At 54.6% G+C, this 21,400-nt stretch carries 18 protein-coding genes and 1 pseudogene; 10 read left to right on the top strand and 9 right to left on the bottom strand.

The genetic code is table 11. The features are described from left to right. The first annotated feature begins 134 nt into the window (after nucleotides 1-134). Nucleotides 135-2,387, top strand: coding sequence for an AAA family ATPase (locus tag SCU88_RS18615; RefSeq protein ID WP_175341968.1), 2,253 nt, complete (start codon nucleotides 135-137; stop codon nucleotides 2,385-2,387). Further along, the gene (locus SCU88_RS18610) at nucleotides 2,384-4,669 is read left to right on the top strand and encodes a restriction endonuclease (RefSeq protein WP_175341967.1); all 2,286 of its coding nucleotides are present in this window, start codon (nucleotides 2,384-2,386) and stop codon (nucleotides 4,667-4,669) included. The genes SCU88_RS18615 and SCU88_RS18610 overlap by 4 nt, the downstream gene beginning before the upstream one ends. Nucleotides 4,670-4,900: 231 nt before the next feature. Here SCU88_RS18610 and SCU88_RS18605 read toward each other — a convergent pair. Further along, nucleotides 4,901-5,152 (bottom strand): annotated as a pseudogene (locus SCU88_RS18605) (integrase domain-containing protein); the annotation flags it as partial. A gap of 134 nt (nucleotides 5,153-5,286) precedes the next feature. Here SCU88_RS18605 and vapB point away from each other — a divergent pair. From vapB to SCU88_RS18585, 4 genes are all read left to right on the top strand, one after another. Further along, nucleotides 5,287-5,517 (top strand): type II toxin-antitoxin system VapB family antitoxin, encoded by a 231-nt coding sequence (gene vapB / locus SCU88_RS18600; RefSeq protein WP_138098875.1) that lies wholly within the window; start codon nucleotides 5,287-5,289, stop codon nucleotides 5,515-5,517. Beyond that, a complete protein-coding gene (gene vapC / locus SCU88_RS18595; protein WP_006687278.1) occupies nucleotides 5,517-5,921 on the top strand; it encodes a type II toxin-antitoxin system tRNA(fMet)-specific endonuclease VapC in 405 nt (134 codons plus the stop codon). The genes vapB and vapC overlap by 1 nt, the downstream gene beginning before the upstream one ends. Before the next feature lie 174 nt (nucleotides 5,922-6,095). After that, a complete protein-coding gene (locus tag SCU88_RS18590) occupies nucleotides 6,096-6,986 on the top strand; it encodes an oxidoreductase (RefSeq protein WP_175341966.1) in 891 nt (296 codons plus the stop codon). A gap of 182 nt (nucleotides 6,987-7,168) precedes the next feature. Next, nucleotides 7,169-9,121: a tetratricopeptide repeat protein gene (locus tag SCU88_RS18585; protein ID WP_175341965.1), complete on the top strand. Its 1,953-nt coding sequence runs from the start codon at nucleotides 7,169-7,171 to the stop codon at nucleotides 9,119-9,121. Nucleotides 9,122-9,221: 100 nt separating this feature from the next. On the opposite strand, the gene SCU88_RS18580 is transcribed toward SCU88_RS18585, so the two are convergent. Both SCU88_RS18580 and oxlT read right to left on the bottom strand, forming a co-directional pair. Then, entirely contained in the window at nucleotides 9,222-9,473 is a 252-nt protein-coding gene (locus SCU88_RS18580) for a LysR substrate-binding domain-containing protein (protein WP_431810038.1), read from the bottom strand. Nucleotides 9,474-9,514: 41 nt separating this feature from the next. Beyond that, nucleotides 9,515-10,840 (bottom strand): oxalate/formate MFS antiporter, encoded by a 1,326-nt coding sequence (oxlT, locus tag SCU88_RS18575; protein WP_175341964.1) that lies wholly within the window; start codon nucleotides 10,838-10,840, stop codon nucleotides 9,515-9,517. Nucleotides 10,841-11,204: 364 nt separating this feature from the next. Between oxlT and SCU88_RS18570 the strand changes: the two genes are divergently transcribed. Together SCU88_RS18570 and SCU88_RS18565 are read left to right on the top strand one after the other, a co-directional pair. Further along, entirely contained in the window at nucleotides 11,205-11,450 is a 246-nt protein-coding gene (locus SCU88_RS18570) for a type II toxin-antitoxin system prevent-host-death family antitoxin (protein WP_175341963.1), read from the top strand. After that, nucleotides 11,447-11,833, top strand: a complete 387-nt coding sequence (locus SCU88_RS18565; RefSeq protein ID WP_175341962.1) for a PIN domain-containing protein — start codon at nucleotides 11,447-11,449, stop codon at nucleotides 11,831-11,833. Before SCU88_RS18570 ends, SCU88_RS18565 begins: the two co-directional genes overlap by 4 nt. A 3-nt stretch (nucleotides 11,834-11,836) precedes the next feature. Here the strand turns inward: SCU88_RS18565 and SCU88_RS18560 are convergent, their stop codons facing one another. Both SCU88_RS18560 and SCU88_RS18555 read right to left on the bottom strand, forming a co-directional pair. Next, nucleotides 11,837-12,832 carry an alpha/beta fold hydrolase gene (locus SCU88_RS18560; protein ID WP_175341961.1) on the bottom strand — a complete coding sequence of 332 codons (996 nt, stop codon included), beginning with the start codon at nucleotides 12,830-12,832 and terminating at the stop codon, nucleotides 11,837-11,839. Between the two features lie 10 nt (nucleotides 12,833-12,842). Further along, on the bottom strand, nucleotides 12,843-13,733 hold the full coding sequence (locus SCU88_RS18555) for an MBL fold metallo-hydrolase (protein ID WP_138098868.1): 891 nt from the start codon (nucleotides 13,731-13,733) through the stop codon (nucleotides 12,843-12,845). Nucleotides 13,734-13,808: 75 nt separating this feature from the next. Here SCU88_RS18555 and SCU88_RS18550 point away from each other — a divergent pair, with 75 nt between their 5' ends. Beyond that, the gene (locus SCU88_RS18550; protein WP_175341960.1) at nucleotides 13,809-14,735 is read left to right on the top strand and encodes a LysR substrate-binding domain-containing protein; all 927 of its coding nucleotides are present in this window, start codon (nucleotides 13,809-13,811) and stop codon (nucleotides 14,733-14,735) included. A gap of 154 nt (nucleotides 14,736-14,889) precedes the next feature. Here the strand turns inward: SCU88_RS18550 and SCU88_RS18545 are convergent, their stop codons facing one another. Together SCU88_RS18545 and SCU88_RS18540 are read right to left on the bottom strand one after the other, a co-directional pair. Continuing rightward, the gene (locus SCU88_RS18545) at nucleotides 14,890-15,039 is read right to left on the bottom strand and encodes a YfgG family protein (protein WP_421805504.1); all 150 of its coding nucleotides are present in this window, start codon (nucleotides 15,037-15,039) and stop codon (nucleotides 14,890-14,892) included. A 339-nt stretch (nucleotides 15,040-15,378) separates the two neighbouring features. Next, entirely contained in the window at nucleotides 15,379-15,528 is a 150-nt protein-coding gene (locus tag SCU88_RS18540) for a hypothetical protein (RefSeq protein ID WP_241666674.1), read from the bottom strand. On the opposite strand from SCU88_RS18540, the gene SCU88_RS18535 reads away from it, so the two are divergent. Next, a complete protein-coding gene (locus SCU88_RS18535) occupies nucleotides 15,498-17,663 on the top strand; it encodes an EAL domain-containing protein (RefSeq protein WP_431810178.1) in 2,166 nt (721 codons plus the stop codon). The genes SCU88_RS18540 and SCU88_RS18535 overlap by 31 nt on opposite strands. Before the next feature lie 35 nt (nucleotides 17,664-17,698). Here the strand turns inward: SCU88_RS18535 and ppx are convergent, their stop codons facing one another. Together ppx and ppk1 are read right to left on the bottom strand one after the other, a co-directional pair. Further along, nucleotides 17,699-19,234: an exopolyphosphatase gene (gene ppx / locus SCU88_RS18530; protein ID WP_138098864.1), complete on the bottom strand. Its 1,536-nt coding sequence runs from the start codon at nucleotides 19,232-19,234 to the stop codon at nucleotides 17,699-17,701. Between the two features lie 5 nt (nucleotides 19,235-19,239). Beyond that, nucleotides 19,240-21,300, bottom strand: a complete 2,061-nt coding sequence (gene ppk1, locus SCU88_RS18525; RefSeq protein WP_138098863.1) for a polyphosphate kinase 1 — start codon at nucleotides 21,298-21,300, stop codon at nucleotides 19,240-19,242. Between the last annotated feature and the right edge of the window lie 100 nt (nucleotides 21,301-21,400).

Below are 21,400 nucleotides of genomic sequence, written 5' to 3'. Positions count from 1 at the left end.
TGCGGTTTCCTCAAAAATGAGTGAATATCCTTTGCGACGCTGGGCGCAAGGTGGCTTCGTAGTGTGTATGCTTAAGTCCGTTTCGCTAATTCTCGCGTTCGGGGGGACTCGCAATCGGCGCGAAAGGGGATAAAATGCTATCTGATATTTCTATAACAAACGAAGCAAGTTACGGGGCAAATACGCAACGTCTGGCAGGACTTCGCTCAATCAATTTTATTTTCGGTACCAATGGATCGGGTAAAACGACTATCTCGCGTGTCATTGCAGACCCCGCTTCAAAACCCGCCTGCGCTGTTACGTGGACCGGTCAGCCACTGGAGCGTCTTGTCTACAACAGTGACTTCTGCTCTCGGAATTTCGCTCAACAGATGCCGGGCATTTTCACGCTAGGGCAGGCGGAGGCTGAAACGCTTGCCAAGATCGAAGCGGCGAACGCCCAAGTGCAATCCCTAACCCGAGACATTGCTCAACTCCAAAATACCTTGGGTGACGTAAGCTCCGGCAAGCTCGGGGAACTCCAGACTTTAAGGACTGGCATAGAACAGAAATGCTGGGAGATCAAGACACTCCACGATCCTTATTTTCAAGAGGCATTCACTGGCTTCCGAAGTTCAAAGGCTAACTTTTGCGACAAGATCCTGATGGAGTGGGCGCAGAACTCTGCTGAGATTGTCCCGCTTGACGAGCTCAAACAACGTGCGCTGACAATTTTTGAGAAAGGGCTCGAACGTCTTACACCCATCGTAGTGTTTGACGCCAACGACCTTGTGGTCCTTGAAGGCTCGGCAGTTCTCTCGAAAAAAATCGTAGGGAAAGAAGACGTCGACATCGCTGCACTTATACGTCGCCTCGGCAACAGCGACTGGGTGCGGCAAGGCCTTGGTTATGTAGACGAAACGGGGCCGCAGTGCCCATTCTGCCAGCAGGAGATGAACGACTCTCTTAAAACAAAACTGAATGACTACTTTGACGAAACCTATCTTGCTGATATCGCAGCAATCGAACGCATAAGGGACGCATATGATGCTCACTCCAAAACCCTTTTGTCTCGGCTCGAGTTGATCCACAGTGCGGGAAGCAAGTATCTTGATGTGGTAGCGTTTCGCGCCGATATCGATCGACTCTCGGCACGGTTAGAGTTGAATCTTCGGCAAATCGACCGCAAACGGAAAGAGGCAAGTTCGCAAGTCACGCTTGAGCCCGTTGGTGAAATCGTCGCCTCCCTTCAAGATGCTATCTCCAACGCGAATACTGAGATAGGTAAGCACAATGCGACAGTTGACAATCTGGCGACCGAGCGGGCCACTCTTATATCGCAAATCTGGAGATGTTTACTTGAGGAGTCGAGGCTCGCATTTACTGACCACGATAACGCGAAAAGGGGGCTTGATCGTGCCGTTACTGGCCTGACGGCCGGGCTTGCTTCAAAGCGAGCGGCGCTTGCAGAGGCCAGTAACGAACTTGCAGCGTTGGAACGCGAAGTAACGAGTGTTCAGCCAACCGTTACGGAAATTAACGCCATTCTAAGATCGTTCGGCTTTACGGGTTTCCGCCTCGCGACCGTTGGCCAACATCAAAACCTCTATGAAATTGTAAGAGGAGATGGGAGCGAAGCGGCTACCACCCTTAGCGAGGGAGAGCGCACCTTCATCACTTTCCTCTACTTTTACCACCTCATTAGAGGCAGTATGAATGCAAGCGGGATAAATGCGGAGCGAGTCGTCGTGTTTGACGATCCTGTCTCTAGCCTTGACAGCGATGTGCTCTTTATCGTCAGTGCTCTGATCAAACGTGTGCTCGATGAGGCTTGCCGAGGGACTGGGCTTATTAAGCAGGTCTTTCTATTGACGCACAACATCTACTTCCATAAGGAAGTATCTTTCGATCCCAAGCGCGGCACAGAATGCCGAGCACATGAGACGTTTTGGATCGTGCGGAAAGTGAACGATGTATCCGTAATCACCAGCTACAATCACAACCCTATCAGTACTTCTTATGAGCTCCTTTGGGCTGAGGTCAGATCGCCGAACCGATCAAATATCGCGCTCCAAAACACGCTAAGACGCATCCTCGAGAACTACTTCAAGATTCTCGGAAACCTTGATAAGGATGACATCTGCGCGAGATTCGAGGGTCGCGACCAGCAAATATGTGGTTCGCTATTTACTTGGGTGAATGATGGATCGCACAGTTTCAACGATGACCTGTACATTTCTGTCGATGAAGCAATGGTCACCCGTTATCTCGATATTTTTCGCAGAATATTCGAAGTCACAAATCACCTCGCGCATTATGAGATGATGATGGGGCCACAAGCGCTAGCTACTCTAGCACTTGCGAATGAGAACACAGCCACCGACGCAGTGGACGAAACGGCAGCATGAGTTACGATTTCAAAAATCTATCATCGGCCGACTTTGAGGATCTTGTTCGAGACCTCATAGGACGAGAAGAAGGACTTCGCTTCGAAGCATTCTGCGCAGGGCCGGATGGCGGTATTGATGGCCGGCACGCGCAGGCTAATGGTAACGTCATTCTACAGGCGAAGCATTATGAAGGTTCGCCGTTCGGTAAGTTGATAGCCACTATGAAGCGTGAGCGATTTTCAATCGATAAGCTCGCTCCGATTCGCTACATTTTAGCGACTTCCTGTAAGTTCACCCCACTTGGAAAGGGTAAGCTCACTCCGCTTATAGGGCCCAGCCTGAGGTCGGAAGCGGATATTTTTGGTCCGGAGGACCTCAACGGTCTTCTCCGGAAGTTCCCAGATATTCTCAAGTCGCACATCAAACTGTGGCTTTCAGGTGCGGGTGTTCTAGACCGAGTCGTACGCGCGGCGGCCCATACCTTTGCAGCGTTCACGCGAGAAGATATTGAACAGAAGGTCCGTGTCTACGCATCAAACCCGAGCTTCGATCAATCACTGGCTACGCTGGAGAAGCATCGGCTTCTTATCATCTCAGGGCCCCCGGGTGTTGGTAAAACGACACTGGCCGAGATGCTGTGTTACACCTTCCTGAGTGAGGAGTGGGAGCTCGTTCCCATCCGTAGTCTAGAGGACGGCTTCGCGGCCATTAGCGACAGCAAAAAGCAGGTGTTCCTTTTCGACGACTTCCTGGGAAGGGTTGCCCTCGACCGGCAAGCTCTGGCGCACAAGGATTCTGATTTAGCGCGGTTCATGAGCCGAGTACGTCGCTCCCCAAATGCTCGTTTTATCCTGACGACGCGCGGGTACATCTTTGAAGAAGCCCGGAGGGTTTCCGAACATCTTGGCGACCAGCGCCTCGATGTAACGAAGTACGTTCTCGATGTTGGTGTTTATACGCGCCGGATTAAGGCGAGGATTCTTTACAATCATCTACTCGTGTCAGAGACACCACAGTCGCATATCCGTGCGCTATTGGAAAGCAAGAAGCTTGCGGAAATTGTTGATCACAAGAACTATAACCCGCGTGTCATCGAGGCTATGACCGATGCATTTCGCATTGGTGATATCGAACCCGCAGACTATGCTGTGGCCTTTATCGGTGCTCTGAATAACCCTAGCCAGATTTGGGATACCGCATTCCGGACACATATCGATCATCGGTGCAGACACCTCTTGATGGCGATGTTTTTTCTCACGGAGTATGGGGTGCCCCTTGGCACGCTTCGCTCGTCTTTCGAGCCCTTACATACAGCGATGAGCACAGCCTATGGCCAACCGCACGGGCCTAAGGACTTCGAAGAAGCCCTTCGCATCCTAGAAGGTAGCTTCGTCAACATTGTCAACATCAGCGGACCAAGGGTTTCTTTTCTCAATCCTTCGCTCAAGGATTATCTCTCATCCTATCTGTTGGACACAGAGCTATTAATTCGTCTTGTCCCTACAGCCGTCTCCATAGACTGGTTGTCGAGTTTGTGGGATTTTGTGTATCCGCGCGGTCTTAGCGAAGACGATCAAACAAAGATCGCCCTAGCCTGCGCTGGCATGCTGGATATGATCGAAACGCGTCCGCACTGGCGCCCGCGAGCTGGCGACGCGCGGTCGCTTGAATACAACGATGCTGCAAACTCCAAACGGCTGGGGATGTTGATGGACTGGTGGCGGCTCACGAACGAGCGGGCATTTGCTGACAGCATCATGGCGATTGCCCGCAATCCACAGCAGGGCTTTGGTGCATGGTTGGATGGAGAGGCCTTGATCGACATATTTTGTCGGCTAGGTGACAAGGGATATGGGCGGCCATTCATATACGAAACCGAATTATTGGAGCTCCTTGAGAAGGCGATCACGGACACTATACGCTGGTGTTCGAGTGACATGCTCTCCACGCTCGTGGATGCAGTGGATGCAGCGCAAGGGCTGCCGTCCAGCATCAACCATGCCTTGCAGGCCGCTGTGCTAGAAGAGTTCGAGGAGAATACCAGTCGCATCAACGAGGATGATAGCGAGTCCTCCTTATCGGATCGTATCGATGCCCTCAAAAAGTTCGCGCCCCGTTTCGGCGTGCCGGAAGATGTTTTGAGTAGCGCCGTCTCAGACATCGAGGACCGAATCGGCGAGATTGAAGACCGGAGCAGTCCCGCTCCCTCCCCGAGTTTCCCACCATCGAACAAGAGAGAGCGGGAGAAGTTTGACGATAGAGCTCTTCGAGACCTTTTCACTCCTCTCTTGGATCGGTAGTAAAGTTATTGCCGTTTAGGCCGTTTCATTCAGGAATGGGATCATCTTCCTGACATGGTATTTATTATGGTATTGCCGATAGGTTTTTTTATAACCATATGATTTTAATGTAAATTAATTATAACAATATAATTGAGTGGGAATAAGCCGATAACCCTTCCTGAGTTTTCATGAACAGGTAAAACTGCAATCAACCCTCTGTTTTTACAGGGGGTTTTTATTTATGTACATTCATACTTGCTCGATATACCGTCCTCGCCCATCCCCATGTCCCAGATCCGTTGAGGTTACCGCCAGCGCCTCTTTGTAGCTTAACCCCTGCCCCTCGTAATAGCGGATCGCATCCTGCGCCCAGGCATAGCGAAGAGCGTGAGGGGAGTATTCGCCCGTCAGCCCGGCATCGCGGAGAGGGTTGTGCCAGTAGTCCATCGCGGATTTCAGATCCGGCTTGTCAATCAGATGCTCGTTACGCTCCCCCGGCAGTTCCTCCTGTATCGGTAGAGCGCTGCCTGTTGAAATTCTGCCGCGGTATTTCCTTCTTATGTATATCCCATTGACATATCCCATGATTGCCTTATGCTGGCACTGTGTATAAAACTTCACCACTGGAGGCGAGAATGGAAAAGACAACCGTATTCAAAAGCAACCGTAGCCAGGCGGTGCGTCTGCCAAAAGCGGTGGCTTTACCGGAGGATGTCAAACACGTGGATATCGTCGCGGTAGGGCGAACGCGCATTATTACTCCCGCAGGCGAAAGTTGGGACAGCTGGTTTGATGGTGAGAGCGTGACGTCTGACTTTATGGCCGCCCGTGAACAGCCAGGTGACCAGGACCGGGAAGAGTTCTGATGCTCAAATACATGCTGGATACCAATATCTGTATCTATACGATCAAAAATAAACCTCAGGCAGTCCGGGAGGCGTTTAACCAGCATTACGGGCGGATGTGCATCAGTTCTGTCACGCTGATGGAGCTGATTTACGGCGCGGAGAAATCTGCCAGCCCGGAGAAAAACCTGCGCGTGGTCGAAGGATTCATCGCCCGGTTGGAGGTGCTGAATTATGGTATCGATGCGGCGGTACAGACGGGGCAAATCCGGGCAGAACTGGCAAGAGCAGGTACGCCCGTTGGCCCGTATGACAGCATGATTGCGGCCCACGCCCGCGCACTGGGTTTAATTCTGGTGACGAACAATACCCGTGAGTTCGAACGTATTAATGGATTACGTCTGGAAGACTGGAGTATCAGCTAAGCCATTTAGTTCAAAGACAATGTCAGGGGAATGATTTAACGTCTGGCGCATAACAGCGATAAAACCCCTCTAAGCCCGCGTGAATGCGGGCTTTTTTGTTTTTGTGTTTACCTCGTGCTATTTAGTACAGACACCTGCCCTGATGATGGGTTAATCAAATCAGGAGAACGCAAGATGTCTGACTATCCCACTGTCGCGCTGATTGGTCCTGGCGCTATCGGGACCACCATCGCCGCTGTTCTGCATGAAGTTGGCCGAACGCCGCTCCTTTGCGGGCGTACCGCGCATTCGCAGTTAATTTTGCGGCACGACGCGAGGGAAGTCGTGGTGCCAGGCCCGGTATTGAACGATCCGGCAGCGATCGGTCGCCCGTTCGATCTGGTGTTTGTCGCGGTGAAAACCACCCAGGTTGCTGATTGCGCCAGTTGGTTGGCTGCGCTGTGTGATGAAAACACGGTGGTATGTGCGCTGCAAAATGGCGTCGAGCAGGAAAGCCAGTTAGCGCCCTACGTCAACGGCGCGACGGTGCTGCCTTCGGTGGTCTGGTTCCCGGCCCAGCGTGAGCCCGATGCTTCAGTCTGGCTGCGCGCTAAACCACGTCTTACGTTGCCTGATGTGCCGCAGGCAAAACGGATAGTTGATGTGCTCGGCGACACAGGCTGCGCGGTTGAGCTGTCAGCCGATTTTATCTCCATCGCCTGGCGTAAACTGCTACAGAATGCCGTTGCCGGTCTGATGGTCCTGGCTAACCGACGCGCCGGGATGTTCTCACGAGAGGATATCACCGAACTGGCTCTGGCTTATCTGCGCGAGTGCCTGGCGGTAGCCCGTGCCAGCGGTGCATCGCTGAACGATGATGTTCCTCAGGAGATCGTTAATGTTTTCCGCCGTGCTCCTGTCGACTTAGGCACCTCAATACTTGCCGACCGACAGGCTAATCGCCCGCTGGAATGGGATATCCGCAATGGCGTGATACAGCGTTATGGTCGCGTTCATGGTATTCCTGTGCCCATCAGCGAGGTGCTGGTGCCGCTGCTGGCGGCCGGGAGCGAAGGGCCGGGGTGAGCTGTTAAGGCCGGGGGGTAAGACCCCCGCTCAATACATCCATCTGTCCGCAGTCTCATCATCAGGGCGCAGGCTCATTACAGGTTCAGGTGCGGATTCGCCGTCAGGCACGGGTGAATAGACGTTGTGCGGGTTTTATGTCACTTTGTGGTGATGATTCCCTATACACGTCTACGATATCTATGTTCAAACGTCTCCTCTCTTCCCTGAGCAGTAAAAAAAATTCCTCAACAGTAGAGCCCGCGGCGGCGGATGAATCATTGATTGTTGCCTACGATGCTTACGGACAGCAGATGAAAATCCCGCGTAGCGAGTGGCGCGACAAGGTGTTTTTGCCTGCTCTGCAACAAAAGTGGGACAGTGCGGCAGACCTCTATAGCGCAATTCTGTCGGGCCTGGAGGATGGTTTCCCTGCCGATCTGATACCGGCTGCCGAACGTCTGGTTGAAATTGACGACATCCCCGAGCGCGCGCATGTGATTCAGGGGATTGTATTAATGGAAAATGGTCAATCCGATGCCGCCGAACGCACGCTGCGTGCCGGGATTGCGAAAGTCGGCGCAACCGGAACGCTGCTGACTAATCTGGCTAAGGTCTTTGCCGGGCGCGGTGAGGACAGCCGCGCAGGCGAAACGCTCTGGCAGGCGATTCAGGCCGATCCGAATCAGGATAACGGCCTGCTTTGGTGGGCAACGCTTCAGCAGGAGAGCCAGGGAGACGCCGGATATCTGAATGCGCTTCGCACGGCAGCAGCTTTACCCGGTAGCTGGAGAGCGCAACTGTGGCTGGCGCGCCATCATCTGGAGCAGGGCGAAACAGAGCAAGCCCGGGTCTTATACCGTGAAGTGCTGGCTGGTAAGGCGTTCGACGCCGGTGCGTTAATGATGATTTCCGGCGATCTGGGACGGAATGGCGAAATCGCGTCAATCGTTGAACTTGTCGCACCGATCTATGACGAACATCAGCATGATCCCATGGCGGGCATTAACATACTGCGCGCTTATCAGGCGCTTGGTGAGGTTGAGGAAGGCGAAAAGCTGCTTGCCCGGATGTATGCCCTGGGTCTGGCGCCCCTTAAACAGCATCTTGATGAGTTCGCGCAGGCTTTTCAGGAGATGCGTAAACAGGATGTTCAGCACGCGGCTGTCGATCCCAATGAGTTGCAGATCAAAACGTTGTCACTGACTCAACCGATTTGGCATTACGGTTTGAATCGGGCTGACTGGCTCTTTAGCCGCAAGCCTGAAGACGCTCAAAAAATAGGATTCTTTGCACTTTCAAAAATAGTGGAAGGCTCTGTGCAATCCGAATCGCAGCTTGAAGACAATATTGGACGTCTGAGCCGTGCTATTCCCCTTTATTTTGCTGAAGCGGTGCATTACTGGAGCCACTACGCGTCGAGTTGTTATATCCAGGTGGTGGAAGGTAAAGGTCCCATATTATCCGGCAATGAGACTGATGGTAACGCGCTTTTCGATCTGGTACCGCCCGCGATGAACTATTTTGTTACCGGAGAAATCGGCTGTTCCGGAAAAGGGGAGCAGGAGCAGTGGCAAGTGTCGCTCACCCTCTGGAACTGCGCGGCAAGAACGAAACAGGTCTCAGAAAGTGGCCAGGCGCTGGAAGCAGAGCTGGGATCGCTGATTCTGGACCTTGAGCAACGTCTGCTTGCGCACGTAGGGTTAAGGCGTGAACAGCCATTGGATCCGTTTTATCTGCGGCCTTCTACAGAAATGATGGGCGTTTATCTGTCTGAACTGGGTCAGGCGTTTATGCTGACGCTGGTTGCGAATAAGCAAATACCCCGAAGCGCCATATGGGGAGAGCGGGCGATGCTTGAATGGCCGCTCAGGATGGCGCTGCATTGGCCGCAGGCGGAAGTTCCGAAGCTAATGTATCTTTCCGGACTGGGGAAGGCATTTGATTATCGCTCTGACCTGGTTGCCGAATATAAGGAACAGAGTCTGGCGCTGTTGCATGAAGCCAGGGAAACAAACAGCCCCGTGGACAGACTGGCTCCGCTGGTCTGGAAATTATTTGATATGCATGATGAGTTTGCTGACCGTCGCCAGCATTTGTCGCCGGGAGCAGATGAAGCCTATGCGGCGTGGCTGGCACGGCTGGCGGATAAGTAAACAGGAATGCTTGAGCCAGCGGGCTATTCTGTTACATCACCCACAATCGCTTATATCAGGGCCGTCTGCGCAAAGTAGGGTGACTGATTGAAATACTCGATCAGAAGCTCGGTAAGAACTCGTATCTTGCGCGCAGGATGTTCGGTGGCCGGATAACATATGTCCCTGCCGGAGGGGGCGGATGATGAGTCATGATCGGCACGAGCGCGCCAGAGGCGACATGTTGCCAGGTCAGGCAATCTGGTAGGTAAGCGATTCCCAACCCAGCTACGGCGGCGGCAACCAGAGCCGTGCCGTTATCGGCTTTAAAACGCCCCTGTGAACGAACCGTAATCACCCTGTTGCCCGCCATAAGCGCTGCCCTGCATCAGGGCCTGGTGGGTGAGGAGAGCCTCAGGTGTTTTTGGCTCCCCATGCGCCAGCAGCCTGGCCAGTATGGGATGCGGTATTGTCGGTCATTCCTGCTCCACGAATAAACCGCGCCCGCCAGGGCTTAAGCACCAGCAGCGCCAGCAGGGCGCAGATAATATCCAGAGTAATGGCGCAGCCGAAGACCAGATTCCAACTGGCGGTATGTTGATAAAGCAGCGCCGCCAGCGGCCCGCCGAAGATCGAGCCGATTCCCTGAGAAATATAAAGCCAGCCGTAATTGGTGGTGGCGAAGCGGGTGCCGAAGGTATCGGTCAGGGTGGCGGGAAACAGCGAGAAAATCTCGCCCCAGCCAAAGAACACCACCCCGGAAAGCAGTACAAACAGCAGCGGATCGTCCTTGCACAGCAGCCATAGCGTCATGGCAATGCCCTCAAGACCGAAAGCGAAAAACATCATCTTTTCGCGGCCTATGCGGTCAGAGATATAGCCGCAGACCGGTCGGGTCAGACCATTCATCACACGATCGATAGTCATCGCCAGCGGCAGCGCCGCCATACCCAGAATGGTGACCGAAGTGATACCAAAATCACCGGCGAAGATAGCCATTTGCGACGTCACCATCAGACCGGAAGTCGACATCATGGTCATCATCACGAACATCAGCCAGAACAGCGGCTGGCGCAACATCTCTCTGGGGGTAAAACTGCGGGTGGTGACGTTTAGTGGCGTATCGATCTGTTGCGCCGGTTGGGGTTTTGGCGCGCGCAGCCCCTGGCCGGCGATAAACCCCAGCACCGCCATCAGCAGGCCGAACTGCCACAGGGTGTTTTCCAGCCCTTTTGCCGCCAGCGCGGTGGTGATGGGGAAGGTGGTCAGGATAGCGCCCATACCGTAGCCCGCCGCTACCATGCCGGTCGCGAAGCCGCGTTTTTCCGGGAACCAGCGCACCATCAGCCCAACCACGCCAATATAGACAATACCGGTGCCCAGGCCGCCCAACACGCCGTAATAAAGATAAAGCTCTGTCAGGGAGTTCATTCTGGCTGCCAGCATCCAGCTTATGCCGGTCAGTACCGTGCCCAGGGTAATCAGACGACGTGGGCCAAAGCGGTCGATCAACCGTCCCTGAAATGGTGAAAAGAAGGTTTGCAGAATAATCAGCAGCGAAAAGGTGAGCTGAATTTCCGCCAGTGGGGCCTGTAGTTTTTCCATCAGTGGGCGGGTAAAAAGCGCCCAGACATATTGCGGGCTGGAGATAGAAATCATGCAAATCAATCCCAGCGCCAGTTGGATCCATTTCATTTTCTGACTGGCAACAACCGCGCCCGATAACGTTGTATTGGTCATATCGCCGCTCCGATTTCGTGAGAGTGAGCCAGCGGTGCATTAACCATGCCATTACCGTGAAATCGATGCGGGAGCCTGAACGGGCGCGGCCTGGCGTGCTTATTCTGTATCCTTTAGGACTCTTTTCTCTGCCCCGTCGTGAGGCAGACGTAGCGTATTCGCGGTGCAACGGATCAATCCCAGCGAGTATTTTGCGGCACATTTTCTGGTTTTATTCTTTGAGGCTGGACAGGGCAGCCCAAAAGCGCGATTTACTCTGCTCAATGTTTTCAGGCAGAGCGAATGAAGGGTCGGTATTTTCGACTATTATTCGCGCGTTTTTTAAACCGGACTAACCGAACTTAGTTTAGGTTCGGGGGCGGAGATGCGTATTGTGAATATTCATGAAGCAAAGACACAGCTATCGCGGCTGGTTGAGCAGGCGGTGGCAGGGGAGCCGTTTACTATCGCCAAAGCGGGCAGGCCGCTGGTAAAGGTCATGGCTCTGGATGCCGCTGAGCCGGGGCAGGAGCAGCGGTTAGGCTTTATGGCGGGAAGGTTCCAGGTTCCGGACGACTTCGATCGAATGGGCGATGAAACCATTGAGAAGCTGTTTGGTGGTGAGCAATGAAATATTTGCTGGATACCCGTGTTCTGCTGTGGGCGGCGGGAATGCCGGAACGCTTATCGCCCGGGGCGGTGGCGCTGCTGAACGATAGGGAAAACAGATTATTTTTTAGCGCCGCCAGCCTGTGGGAGATCGCCATCAAACGTGGTCTGGGGCGCGCTGACTTCCCGGTTGACGGCCGGGTGTTGCGGCGCGGCCTGCTGGATAACGGCTACAGCGAGCTGGCTATCAGCAGCGAGCACGTAGCGGCGACAGAAAGGCTACCGGGGTTGCATAAGGATCCTTTCGATCGCCTGCTGGTGGCCCAGGCTGCAGTTGAGGGCATCACACTGCTGACCGCAGATGCCCTGGTGGCCCGCTATCCCGGGCCGATCGAGCAGATCTGAGGGTTATTCCGGATGATAGTCGCGGTCATAGAAATCGCGTATTGCATTCCAGGCCAGCATGCGGTGACGTTCCAGTAGCAGCATATGGGTGGATTCGCCTATTTCCAGCCACTGGCGCCAGGGCGCATTTTCCAGCTCGCTAAATAGTGCCCTGGCAATCGCCAGCGGGACATCGATATCCCATTCGCCGTGCACCAGCAGTACCGGAACGCGGATATCTGCGGGTTGATAGTATTTGCGGCCCACGCGCCAGTAGTCACGGATATCCTGAATGGGGCCGCTGACGGCACGTATTTTCCCGGGCGTATGGCTCTGGCTCCAGGGATCTTCGGCCAGGGTGGCGTCGGCCCACTGATCGAACCAGCCTGCGGGAATGAGCCTGTCCCGGGCATGTTCCGGTGCGGCGCTTAGCCAGCCGTTCAGGGTTTCGCGCACTGCAATCAACCTCCAGGCGCCGGGATCGCCTCCGCTATCGATACGGGTGGGTTGGTCGTTCAGCCACTGGGGAGCGACCAGCGCCAGCTTGTGGACTCTGGCGTTATTACGGCTGGTCCAGGCGGCAGCGACGGTGCCGCCCCAGGACATGCCGAAGATATTCAGTTGTTCAAGATGACGGCGCTTAAGTACGAAGTCGACCACGCTGCCCAGATCGGCTACGCCATCATCAGTGCCTGCCAGCGGTGGATGTTGCCCGGCTGGTTGATCCATCTCTGGCGGGCGGGTGGAGCGGCCATAGCCCCGCACGTCCAGAGCGTAGACGTCGTAGCCTGCGGCAGCAAGATAGTCGAGAAACGAGATGCCGTTAAAGGGAACGTCGTACAGACTACCTGATGAGTATGTGGCACCGTGTACCAGGACGATGGTGCGCTGAGGGCTGAAGGTTGTCATCGCCGCCGGGCGACGGTGACGGACATGAAGTTGAATATCCGGGCGCTGCGCCGGAACGTACAGTGCTTCATCAATGAGTTCGATACCTTTAATGGTGCGAACGGTGCTCATAGGGGGCTCCTCAGGCGTATTGCCAGCTAAAGACGTTTCCCTGACGGCTAACGTGGCCGACAGAGCTACGGGCGAAATGGGAGGTAAAGACCAGAGCGTCGTGCTCAGTGGCCCAGGTCAGCATGCGTTGGCGCGAGCGTTGTGCCTGTTCTGGCCACTCGCAGTAAAGGGTATTGAGGTCAGGCGCCATAATCTGCAGCGGGTGATGCATGATATCGCCGCTGAACAGCGCCTGTTCTCCCTGGGATTGCAGGGCGATGGACATATGACCGATGCTGTGTCCCGGGGTGGGAATAAACTGGAAGTTATCGAGGAAGTCGCCCCCGTCGGGGCCGATACGTTCGGCCTGTCCGGCAGCGATAACCGGCGCTACGCTGTCTTCAAATACGCCGCGATTCGGAATATTGACCTCGTTGTGGCTGTCCGGGCTGGCATACCACTCCTCTTCACGCTGGGGAAAAACGTAGCGCGCCCGGGGAAAGGTGGGGACCCAACGACCATCGATAAGGCAGGTGTTCCAGCCGCTGTGGTCAACGTGCAGGTGGGTCTGTAGTACGTAGTCGACCTGCTCCGGCTGTATGCCTGCTGCAGCGAGACGCTGTAGCCATGGCGTATTCAACTGATGAAACAGAGGGTTAAGCGGTCGCAGCTTATCGTTGCCTGCGCCGGTATCGATAAGGATGGTATGGTGACGGGTACGAACCAGCCAGCTGTGAATACTCTGGATCAAATGACCGCTGGCAGGATCGAGATCGCCTGGCATCAGCCAGTCGCGGTTCTCTTCAACCAGTTGGGGATCGAGCTTCGGATAGAGCCGGGAAGGCAGGGTGCCATTCAGGGAGAGCTCGTCAATTCGCGTGATAGTGATATCGCCAATTCGGTAACCGGGATTTAGGTGCATAGCCTGTGCTCCGTTGGTGAATTTGTCACCGGTAGTCTATGATTAGCGTCTGTAGTGAACAAATCGATTCAAATTATGTCCTCTATTGATCATTTCAATTTGTGGTCGTTTGACCTGAACCTGCTGATTGCATTCGATGCGTTGATGCGCGAGCGCAGCGTAACCCGTGCGGCGGCCCGTCTGAAGATTCAGCAACCGGCGATGAGCCATAACCTGAAGACGCTGCGGCTGCTGTTTGACGATGAGCTATTTGTCAGAGTGGGGCAGGTGATGAGACCCACTGCCCGGGCGTTGACGCTATCGGCCTCGGTTAACCAGATTCTGGAACAGGCCCAGACTGCGATTACGGCACGTGAAGTATTTCGCCCCGAGGTGGAGCGTCGTACCTTTGCCATTGGATTTTCCAGCGAAATGGAGGTGCTGCTGATGCCGGGGCTGACCGCCAGGGTTCAGTCTGCCGCACCAGGTATTAACCTGTTGGCGCGACCGGCGCAGCCCGCTCAGGTTCACCGCTTGCTGGACGAAGGGGAGATCGATCTCGCTATCGGCTGTTTTGAGTCAGGGAGTGAACGCTATCGTCGGCGTTTGCTGTTTGAGCAGTCATTGATGAGCTGTTTTAACCCGCAATTGTTGGATCTGCCAACGCCGATAGATCGCCCAACCTGGCTGGCTCAGCGCCATGCCCTGGTATCCCAGAATGCCAGCATTCGCGGGTGCCTGGACCGGGCGCTGCAGGCGGCAGGGGTTGAGCTGGAAATGGCGATGGCGGCCCCGGAGTTTCTGACTGTATTGAGCGCCGCCATGCAAACACCGGTGCTGGCGACGCTCCCGGCGCGTATTGTGCGGCGTTACGCGCCGTTGCTGAGTCTGGCGGTTAGCCCTGTCCCCCTTGAGCTGCGGGTGATGCCTATTGCCATGGTCTGGCCGACCCATACAGACAGCGATCCGGCGAGCGAGTGGCTGCGTCAGCAGGCAACGGCGGTGCTGGCTGAGGTCGATTAACTACCTGGTTAGGAGTAGATGCCGTCGCTTATGCGGTTTTTGGGCTGGAATGAGTCGATAATTAGTCGATGATTCTTTACTCAAGGGGACGGGTTCGGGGTATGATCCGGCCGTTATAACAGCAGGGCGCTGACGCTATCTATTGTTTTTGGCGCTACTGACGTGAGATACGGTCCTGGGAGGTACTCAGGCTGGTCTGTTGGGCGCTGACTTTCTCCTGATAGTGATGCCATGCACCGATAGAAGAGTAAATAAAACGGGCAAAGAAGAGAATAAAGCTAATAAGCAGTACGATGCGGATCATGCGACTGTTCGATCGCTGCCGTTTTCGCGTGCCGGTAAACTGTGTCACTGAGTGATCCTGTTGGTAAGCCCGTTTGGGCGATAGCGTCATTAGGGCACAGCGGGAATGCCGGGTCAATGTTTGTACTGTAAAAAAACGTCAGATGTCTGAGATGTTATATAAGTGTTTTTAATTAATAATCGGATTGCTGGAAAAAAGCGATGCGTATTAAAAAACACCCTTAAATAGTCGTGACAGGCCATGTAAATTGATTTTAATCAATTTTAACTTTTAGCGAGTAACTAGAATCAGCACTCGCTTAAGAGAGGGGGAGCTGTGATCCACTTTTCACCACAACGGTCAGGTTGGATGCCTGTCTGAAAATACCATCATGGAGCTTCTGGTATTCTGAAGGACATCTAATGCAATTTTCTGGCTGGTACCAACGAAATAAAAACAAATGGTGGTGTCTTCCGTTAATTCTTCCGGTTTTGATTCACCCATTGGCATTTTATTTTTCCGTTTACACGGAGCTGCACGGCATTCGTGTTGTTCTTTACTATATGTTGCCGGCGATGATGTTGGCACTGATGATGATTTTCAGCTGGGCGGCGCTGCCGGGTATTGTGCTGTCTATTCTGTTTCACTACCTGCCGCTGCGCGGCAGCTTTGACGGTTTTGCCTCTGCGCTGCACTATCTGCTGATGCTCACAATTTGCTGGGGCGGCTACAGCCTTTTCGTGCCGAGGCGTAATAACGTCAACTTCGGCAATATGTACCAGACGGCGGCCCGCATGTTCTGGCTGGTGTTCTGTAGTGCGACCGCCTTTTTCCTGCTGTACCAGAGCGCGATCCGTTTTGGTTTATATGCCGCCCAGGTCAGCCTGTTGGGGGATACTCCCTGGAAAATCAGTACGTTGATTAACTATCAGGCGCTGCTGGTGAGCTGTCTGACCGGTTTGCCGTTCTGCTACTTTATTATTCGTACCCTGCGCCACCCCCGCTTCGCACGCAGCTTTTTCTCGCGTATGCGCGCCCAGTTCCACCCGAATACCACCCGACTGGAGCTGGGGCTGTGGTGGGCCTGTATTCTGCTGTTGCTAAGCCTGCTGCTGCTGCCGCTGACTGACGCCAGCACCATCTTTAATACCAACTACACCTTTACGCTGATGTTGCCGGTGATGATTTGGGGGGCCATGCGTTTTGGTTTCCTGTTTATCACCACGGTCTGGACGATCATGCTGCTTATTGTCAGCCACTATTTTTACCGCTATCTACCGCCAGGCCTGGATTATGACAATCAGATGGCGCTTACCAGCTCCTGTTTTCTGGTGTTTTCGTTTTCCATCTATCTGATGGCGGAGGTAACCACGCGCCAGCGCGCCAGTCACGAAAAGGTACGCTATGCGGCCTATATCGACCCGGTAGTACAGATGCCGAACCTGCGCGCCCTGAACCGGGATCTGAACGGTCACGCCGGTTCTATGCTGTGTCTGCTGCGCTTCCCGGAGCTCGAACTGCTGAGCCGCAACTACGGTATGCTGCTGCGCATCACGTTTAAGCAGGAGATGGCGAACTGGTTAAGCGGGATGTTGCAGGAAGGGGAGCAACTCTATCATCTGTCCAGCGACGAACTGGCGTTACGCCTGAATGGCGAAACCCAGAAAGAGCGTATCGAAGCGCTGGATGAGCAGATCAGGCAGTTCCGCTTCAGCTGGGACGGCATGCCGTTTCAGCTCCAGGTGGGTATTAGCTACAGCTATGTGCGCGCTCCGGTGGCCCATCATCATCTGCTGCTGGGGGAGCTCGGCACCATGGCGGATCACTCTGTACACACCGGCCATCCGGAAAGCCTTCAACTCTATGGCGCTCGCCACGTACAGAAGGCGGTGAAGAGCAAAGTGGATATGATGAACCAGCTTCAACAGGCGCTGGATCATGATGGTTTCTTCCTGCTGGCGCAGCCTATCGAAGGGGTACGCGGCGATACCTATCATGAGATATTGCTGCGGATGAAAGATGAAAACGGCGAGGTTGTCGAACCGGACTGTTTCCTGCCGGTGGCCCACGAGTTCGGCCTGTCATCGAAGATCGATCTGTGGGTGCTGGAAAAGAGCATGGCCTTTATCTCCGACCATCGCGATGCGCTGCCTGCCTGTCGTTTCTCGGTCAATCTGACACCGTCATCGGTGTGTCGACCGCGCTTTGTGAATGACGTTCAGCGTCTGCTAAAACGCTATGACGTACAGGCGTGGCAGTTGGTGTTTGAAGTGACCGAAAGCCACTCTCTGACCAACGTAGAGCAGGCCAGTCGCACCCTTTCTGCATTGCAGCACATGGGGTGTCGGGTGGCGATTGATGATTTTGGTACCGGCTACGCCAGCTATGCGCGGCTGCGCGATCTGAACGCGGATATCATGAAAATCGATGGCAGCTTTATCCGCAATTTACTGGTTAGCAGCCTCGATTATCAGATTGTGGACTCCATCTGCCAGCTGGCGCGTACCAAGAAGATGCAGCTGGTGGCCGAATCGGTCGAAACCGACGAGATTCGTGAGGCCATACGCAAGCTGGGCATTGACTATATGCAGGGGTGGGCGATTGGGCGCCCTCTGCCTCTGGAAGCGCTGGCGCAAGGGAAATAACCTGAGGGCTGCCCCAGTGGCAGCCCTGGATTTTATCAGGCGTCAGGCGCCGACTCTTCCTCTATTTTTAGCTTCCAGCCGGTGACATTGCGCCAGTACAGCTGTTCTTTTTCCAGATCCAGCAGCGACAGCGCGTTCTGGCTGAACCAGTTATGGGGAAAGCGCAGGGTCCAGTGGTGATCGTCGGTTTCCAGCACCAGCGTGGGCGGCGACGTGGAGGCCTGACGCTGGTTATTCAGCAGCACCCCCAGGCGCAGCAGCTTAATCAGTGGAATAAACTGCTTCTTTTTAAACAGCGTAAAGCGCGGTAGCTCGTCAATCTTAATAGCTTTGCGGTGATAGCGCACCAGCGTCGCCATTAACGCCTGCTGCTCCTGGGTAAAGCCGGGCAGGTCGCTGTGTTGAAGGATATAGGCCGAGTGGCGGTGCAGTCCGCTGTGATTAATATTGAGCCCCACTTCGTGCAGCATGGCGGCCCACTGGAGCAGTACCGCCATCTGCGGGTTGGCAAGCTTAGGATTCTGCGCCTGCCACTGCTCGAACATGCGCAGAGTCGTTTCCAGCACCCGCTTCGCCTGTTCGCTGTCGATATTGTACTGGCTTGCCAGGCTCTGGGCCGTGCGGCTACGAATATCCTGATGGCGGAAACGGCCTTCCATTTCATAAAGCACCCCCTCGCGCAGGGCGCCATCGGAAAGACGCAGCTCCTTAATGCGCAACGAGTCGAAAACGCCGCACAGAATCGCCAGCCCGGGTACGAAAACCGCCCGACGCTCGTCAGACAGTCCTGGTAGTTTGAGTGAACTGATGCGCTTGTATTTCAGGACTTCGTGACACAGCATCTCCAGGCGTTCCGGCGTGATCAGTCCATCCTTTTCACCCATCTCCAGCAGTACCTCATGAGCCGCTTTGATGGTACCGGAAGCGCCCAGCGCCACGTTCCAGCCTTCAATGCGGTACTGCCAGGCCAGATTCTCCAGCTTTTGGGTGGCGGCCAGTCGGGCGCGATTAAAGCGCACGGGGGAAATTTCGCCTTCCGGAAAGAAGTTTTGCCCGAAGCTGACGCAGCCCATGCGTCGGCTTTCTACCATACGCGGTTCAAAGTTTTCACCGATCACCAGTTCAGTAGAGCCGCCGCCGATGTCGATCACCAGTTTGCGGCCCCGTTCCGGCTGGGTATGCTCCACGCCCATAAAGATCAGGCGAGCCTCTTCGTTACCGGAGATGATCTCGATGGGGTAGGGGATCACCGCCTCGGCGCGTTTCAGAAATTCCGCCGCATTGGCCGCCTGACGCAGGGAGTGGGTGCCGACGATAGAGACATTGGCGGCGCTGAATCCCTGTAGCCGCTCGGCGAACAGCGCCAGGCAGGCCAGGCCACGCTCCATGGCCTCTTCGCTCAGGATGTTGTCGGCGTCCAGACCATCGGCCAGATGAACGCGCTGCTTAAGACGACCGATGATCTGCATGGCGCCATCCACCACTCGGGCGATGACCATGTGAAAGCTGTTGGAGCCGAGATCGACCGCAGCGAACTCCTGCGGTCGGGGGGCTTGTTGAGTGATCGGCATAGGTATTATTCAGGCTGTTCCAGAGATTTGATGTATTCATAAATCGCCTGTTGCGAGCGGACCTTACGGCGATTGCCGCGCGGTACATAGCGATTACTGAGTTCTTTGTCGATGATGCGCGCTTTAACGGTGTCGCTAAACAGAATGGCGATAATGTCCAGTACCCGCTGCTTCAGGCGCGGATCGAGCAGGGCAACGGCGACCTCGATGCGGTAATCGATGTTACGCGTCATCCAGTCTGCCGAAGAGAGGAAGACTTTTTTGTCGCCCCCGTTTTCAAAGATGTAGACCCGGTCGTGTTCCAGATAACGATCGACGATGCTGATTACCCGGATATTTTCGCTAATACCCTCCAGGTCAGGGATCAGCGAACACATACCTCGCACCAGCAGATTTACCGGTACCCCGGAGCTGGAAGCGGCGTACAGCCGATCCACCAGACCTTTATCGACCAGGTTATTCAGCTTCAGGGTAATGCCCGACGGCAGCCCCTGCTGGGCGTTGGCGATTTCGTTATCCACCAGTTCGTAGAGCAGACGGCGCGAGTTTTGCGGCGAAACCATCAGGTGGTCGAAACTCACCGGCCGGTAGGGGTTTTCAATAAAGTTAAACACCCGACGCACCTCGCCCGTGATGCGGGCATCGGCGGTCAGCAGCGAATAGTCGGTATACAGGCGCGCGGTCTTTTCGTTGAAGTTGCCGGTACCGATATGGGCGTAGCGTACCACCTGCTCCCCTTCGCGGCGGGAGATTAAAAACAGTTTGGCGTGAATTTTCAGCCCCGGGGCCGAAAAGATCACGTGGACTCCGGCTTCGGTCAGACGTTTGGCCCAGTGAATATTGGCCTCTTCGTCAAAGCGCGCCTGGAGCTCCACCACCACCGTCACCTTTTTGCCGTTGTGGGCGGCATGGATCATCGAATCGATAATGCGTGAATCTTTGGCGACCCGGTAAATATTGATTTTGATGGAGATAACGCTCGGATCGAAGGAGGCCTGGCGCAATAATTCCAGCACGTGCTCAAAGGTATGGTACGGATAGTAGAGCAGCACATCGCGCTCGCGAATGGCGTCGAAGCCATTACGGAACCTGTCGAACCAGATATGACGCAGGCGCGGCATCGGCTTATTCACCAGGTTGGCTTTACCTACGTTGGGGAAGTCGATGAAGTCCTTAAAGTTGTGATAGCGACCGCCGGGAATAATGGAGTCATAGCGCGAGATCGACAGTTTGTCGGCCAGCAGTTGCACCATGGCGTCCGGCATATCGCGCTGATAAACGAAGCGCACCGGTTCGGCAGTCAGACGCTGCTTCAGGCTGGAAGACATCAGCTCCAGCATCCCTGACTCCATTTCATGCAATAGCTCATATTCGGCGTCGCGGGTCATCTTCATGGAGTAGGCGTTCAGCGTGTCGTAGTCGAAGAAGCCGCTAAAGATCTCATCCAGGCAGTAGCGCATGATGTTATCCAGCAGAATCATCGGCTTACGCCGACGCGGCGCTTCCGGCGGCAGGTTGACGAAGCGCGGCACTTTATCGGAGGGGATCTCCAGCAACGCATACTTAATCTCTGAACCGCGAATGATCTCCACCGTCAGGTAGGTGTAGTCATCCTTCAGGAACTGCACCAGATCGGTTTCCCGGGTAATCAGGATCGGCGTAATGTGCGGGCGCAGATAGTGTTTGAAGTAGTGACGCAGCCAGTTTTGCTGGTTGGCAGAAAGCTGACGTTCGTTAATCAGGAAGATCTGGTTACGCGCCATCTCCAATAACAGATCGTTATACAGCCCATCGAACTCCTGATCGGCTTTGAGCACCCGGTTCTGGATTCTGGTTAACAGATGGCGGGAGTTGGAGTGGGTACCCTGAACCTTGTTAATCAGGATCCGCCGTTTCAGTTCAGCGAAGCGTACCTTGTAAAATTCATCCAGGTTATTGGAATAGATGCCCAGAAAACGCATGCGCTCAATGAGCGGATTTGATTTGTCCGCCGCTTCCTGAAGTACGCGTTCGTTGAACGATAACCAGCTTAGCTCTTTTTCAATGTACAGCTTTTCCTGACCCATGCGACTCACACTCCGTTTGGTTGGTTCCCGTTTCCGGACGTGGAAAATCCGTCTCGGCGCTTATTATGGCGAGCAATATCCGGGTATGTCCAACGCCAGG

Origin of the sequence: Jejuibacter sp. L23, assembly GCF_050815825.1 — a bacterium.
Lineage (GTDB): Bacteria > Pseudomonadota > Gammaproteobacteria > Enterobacterales > Enterobacteriaceae > Jejubacter > Jejubacter calystegiae.
The sequence above is the reverse complement of the archived record's forward strand: the minus strand, read 5'-3'. Positions and strand labels throughout refer to the sequence as shown.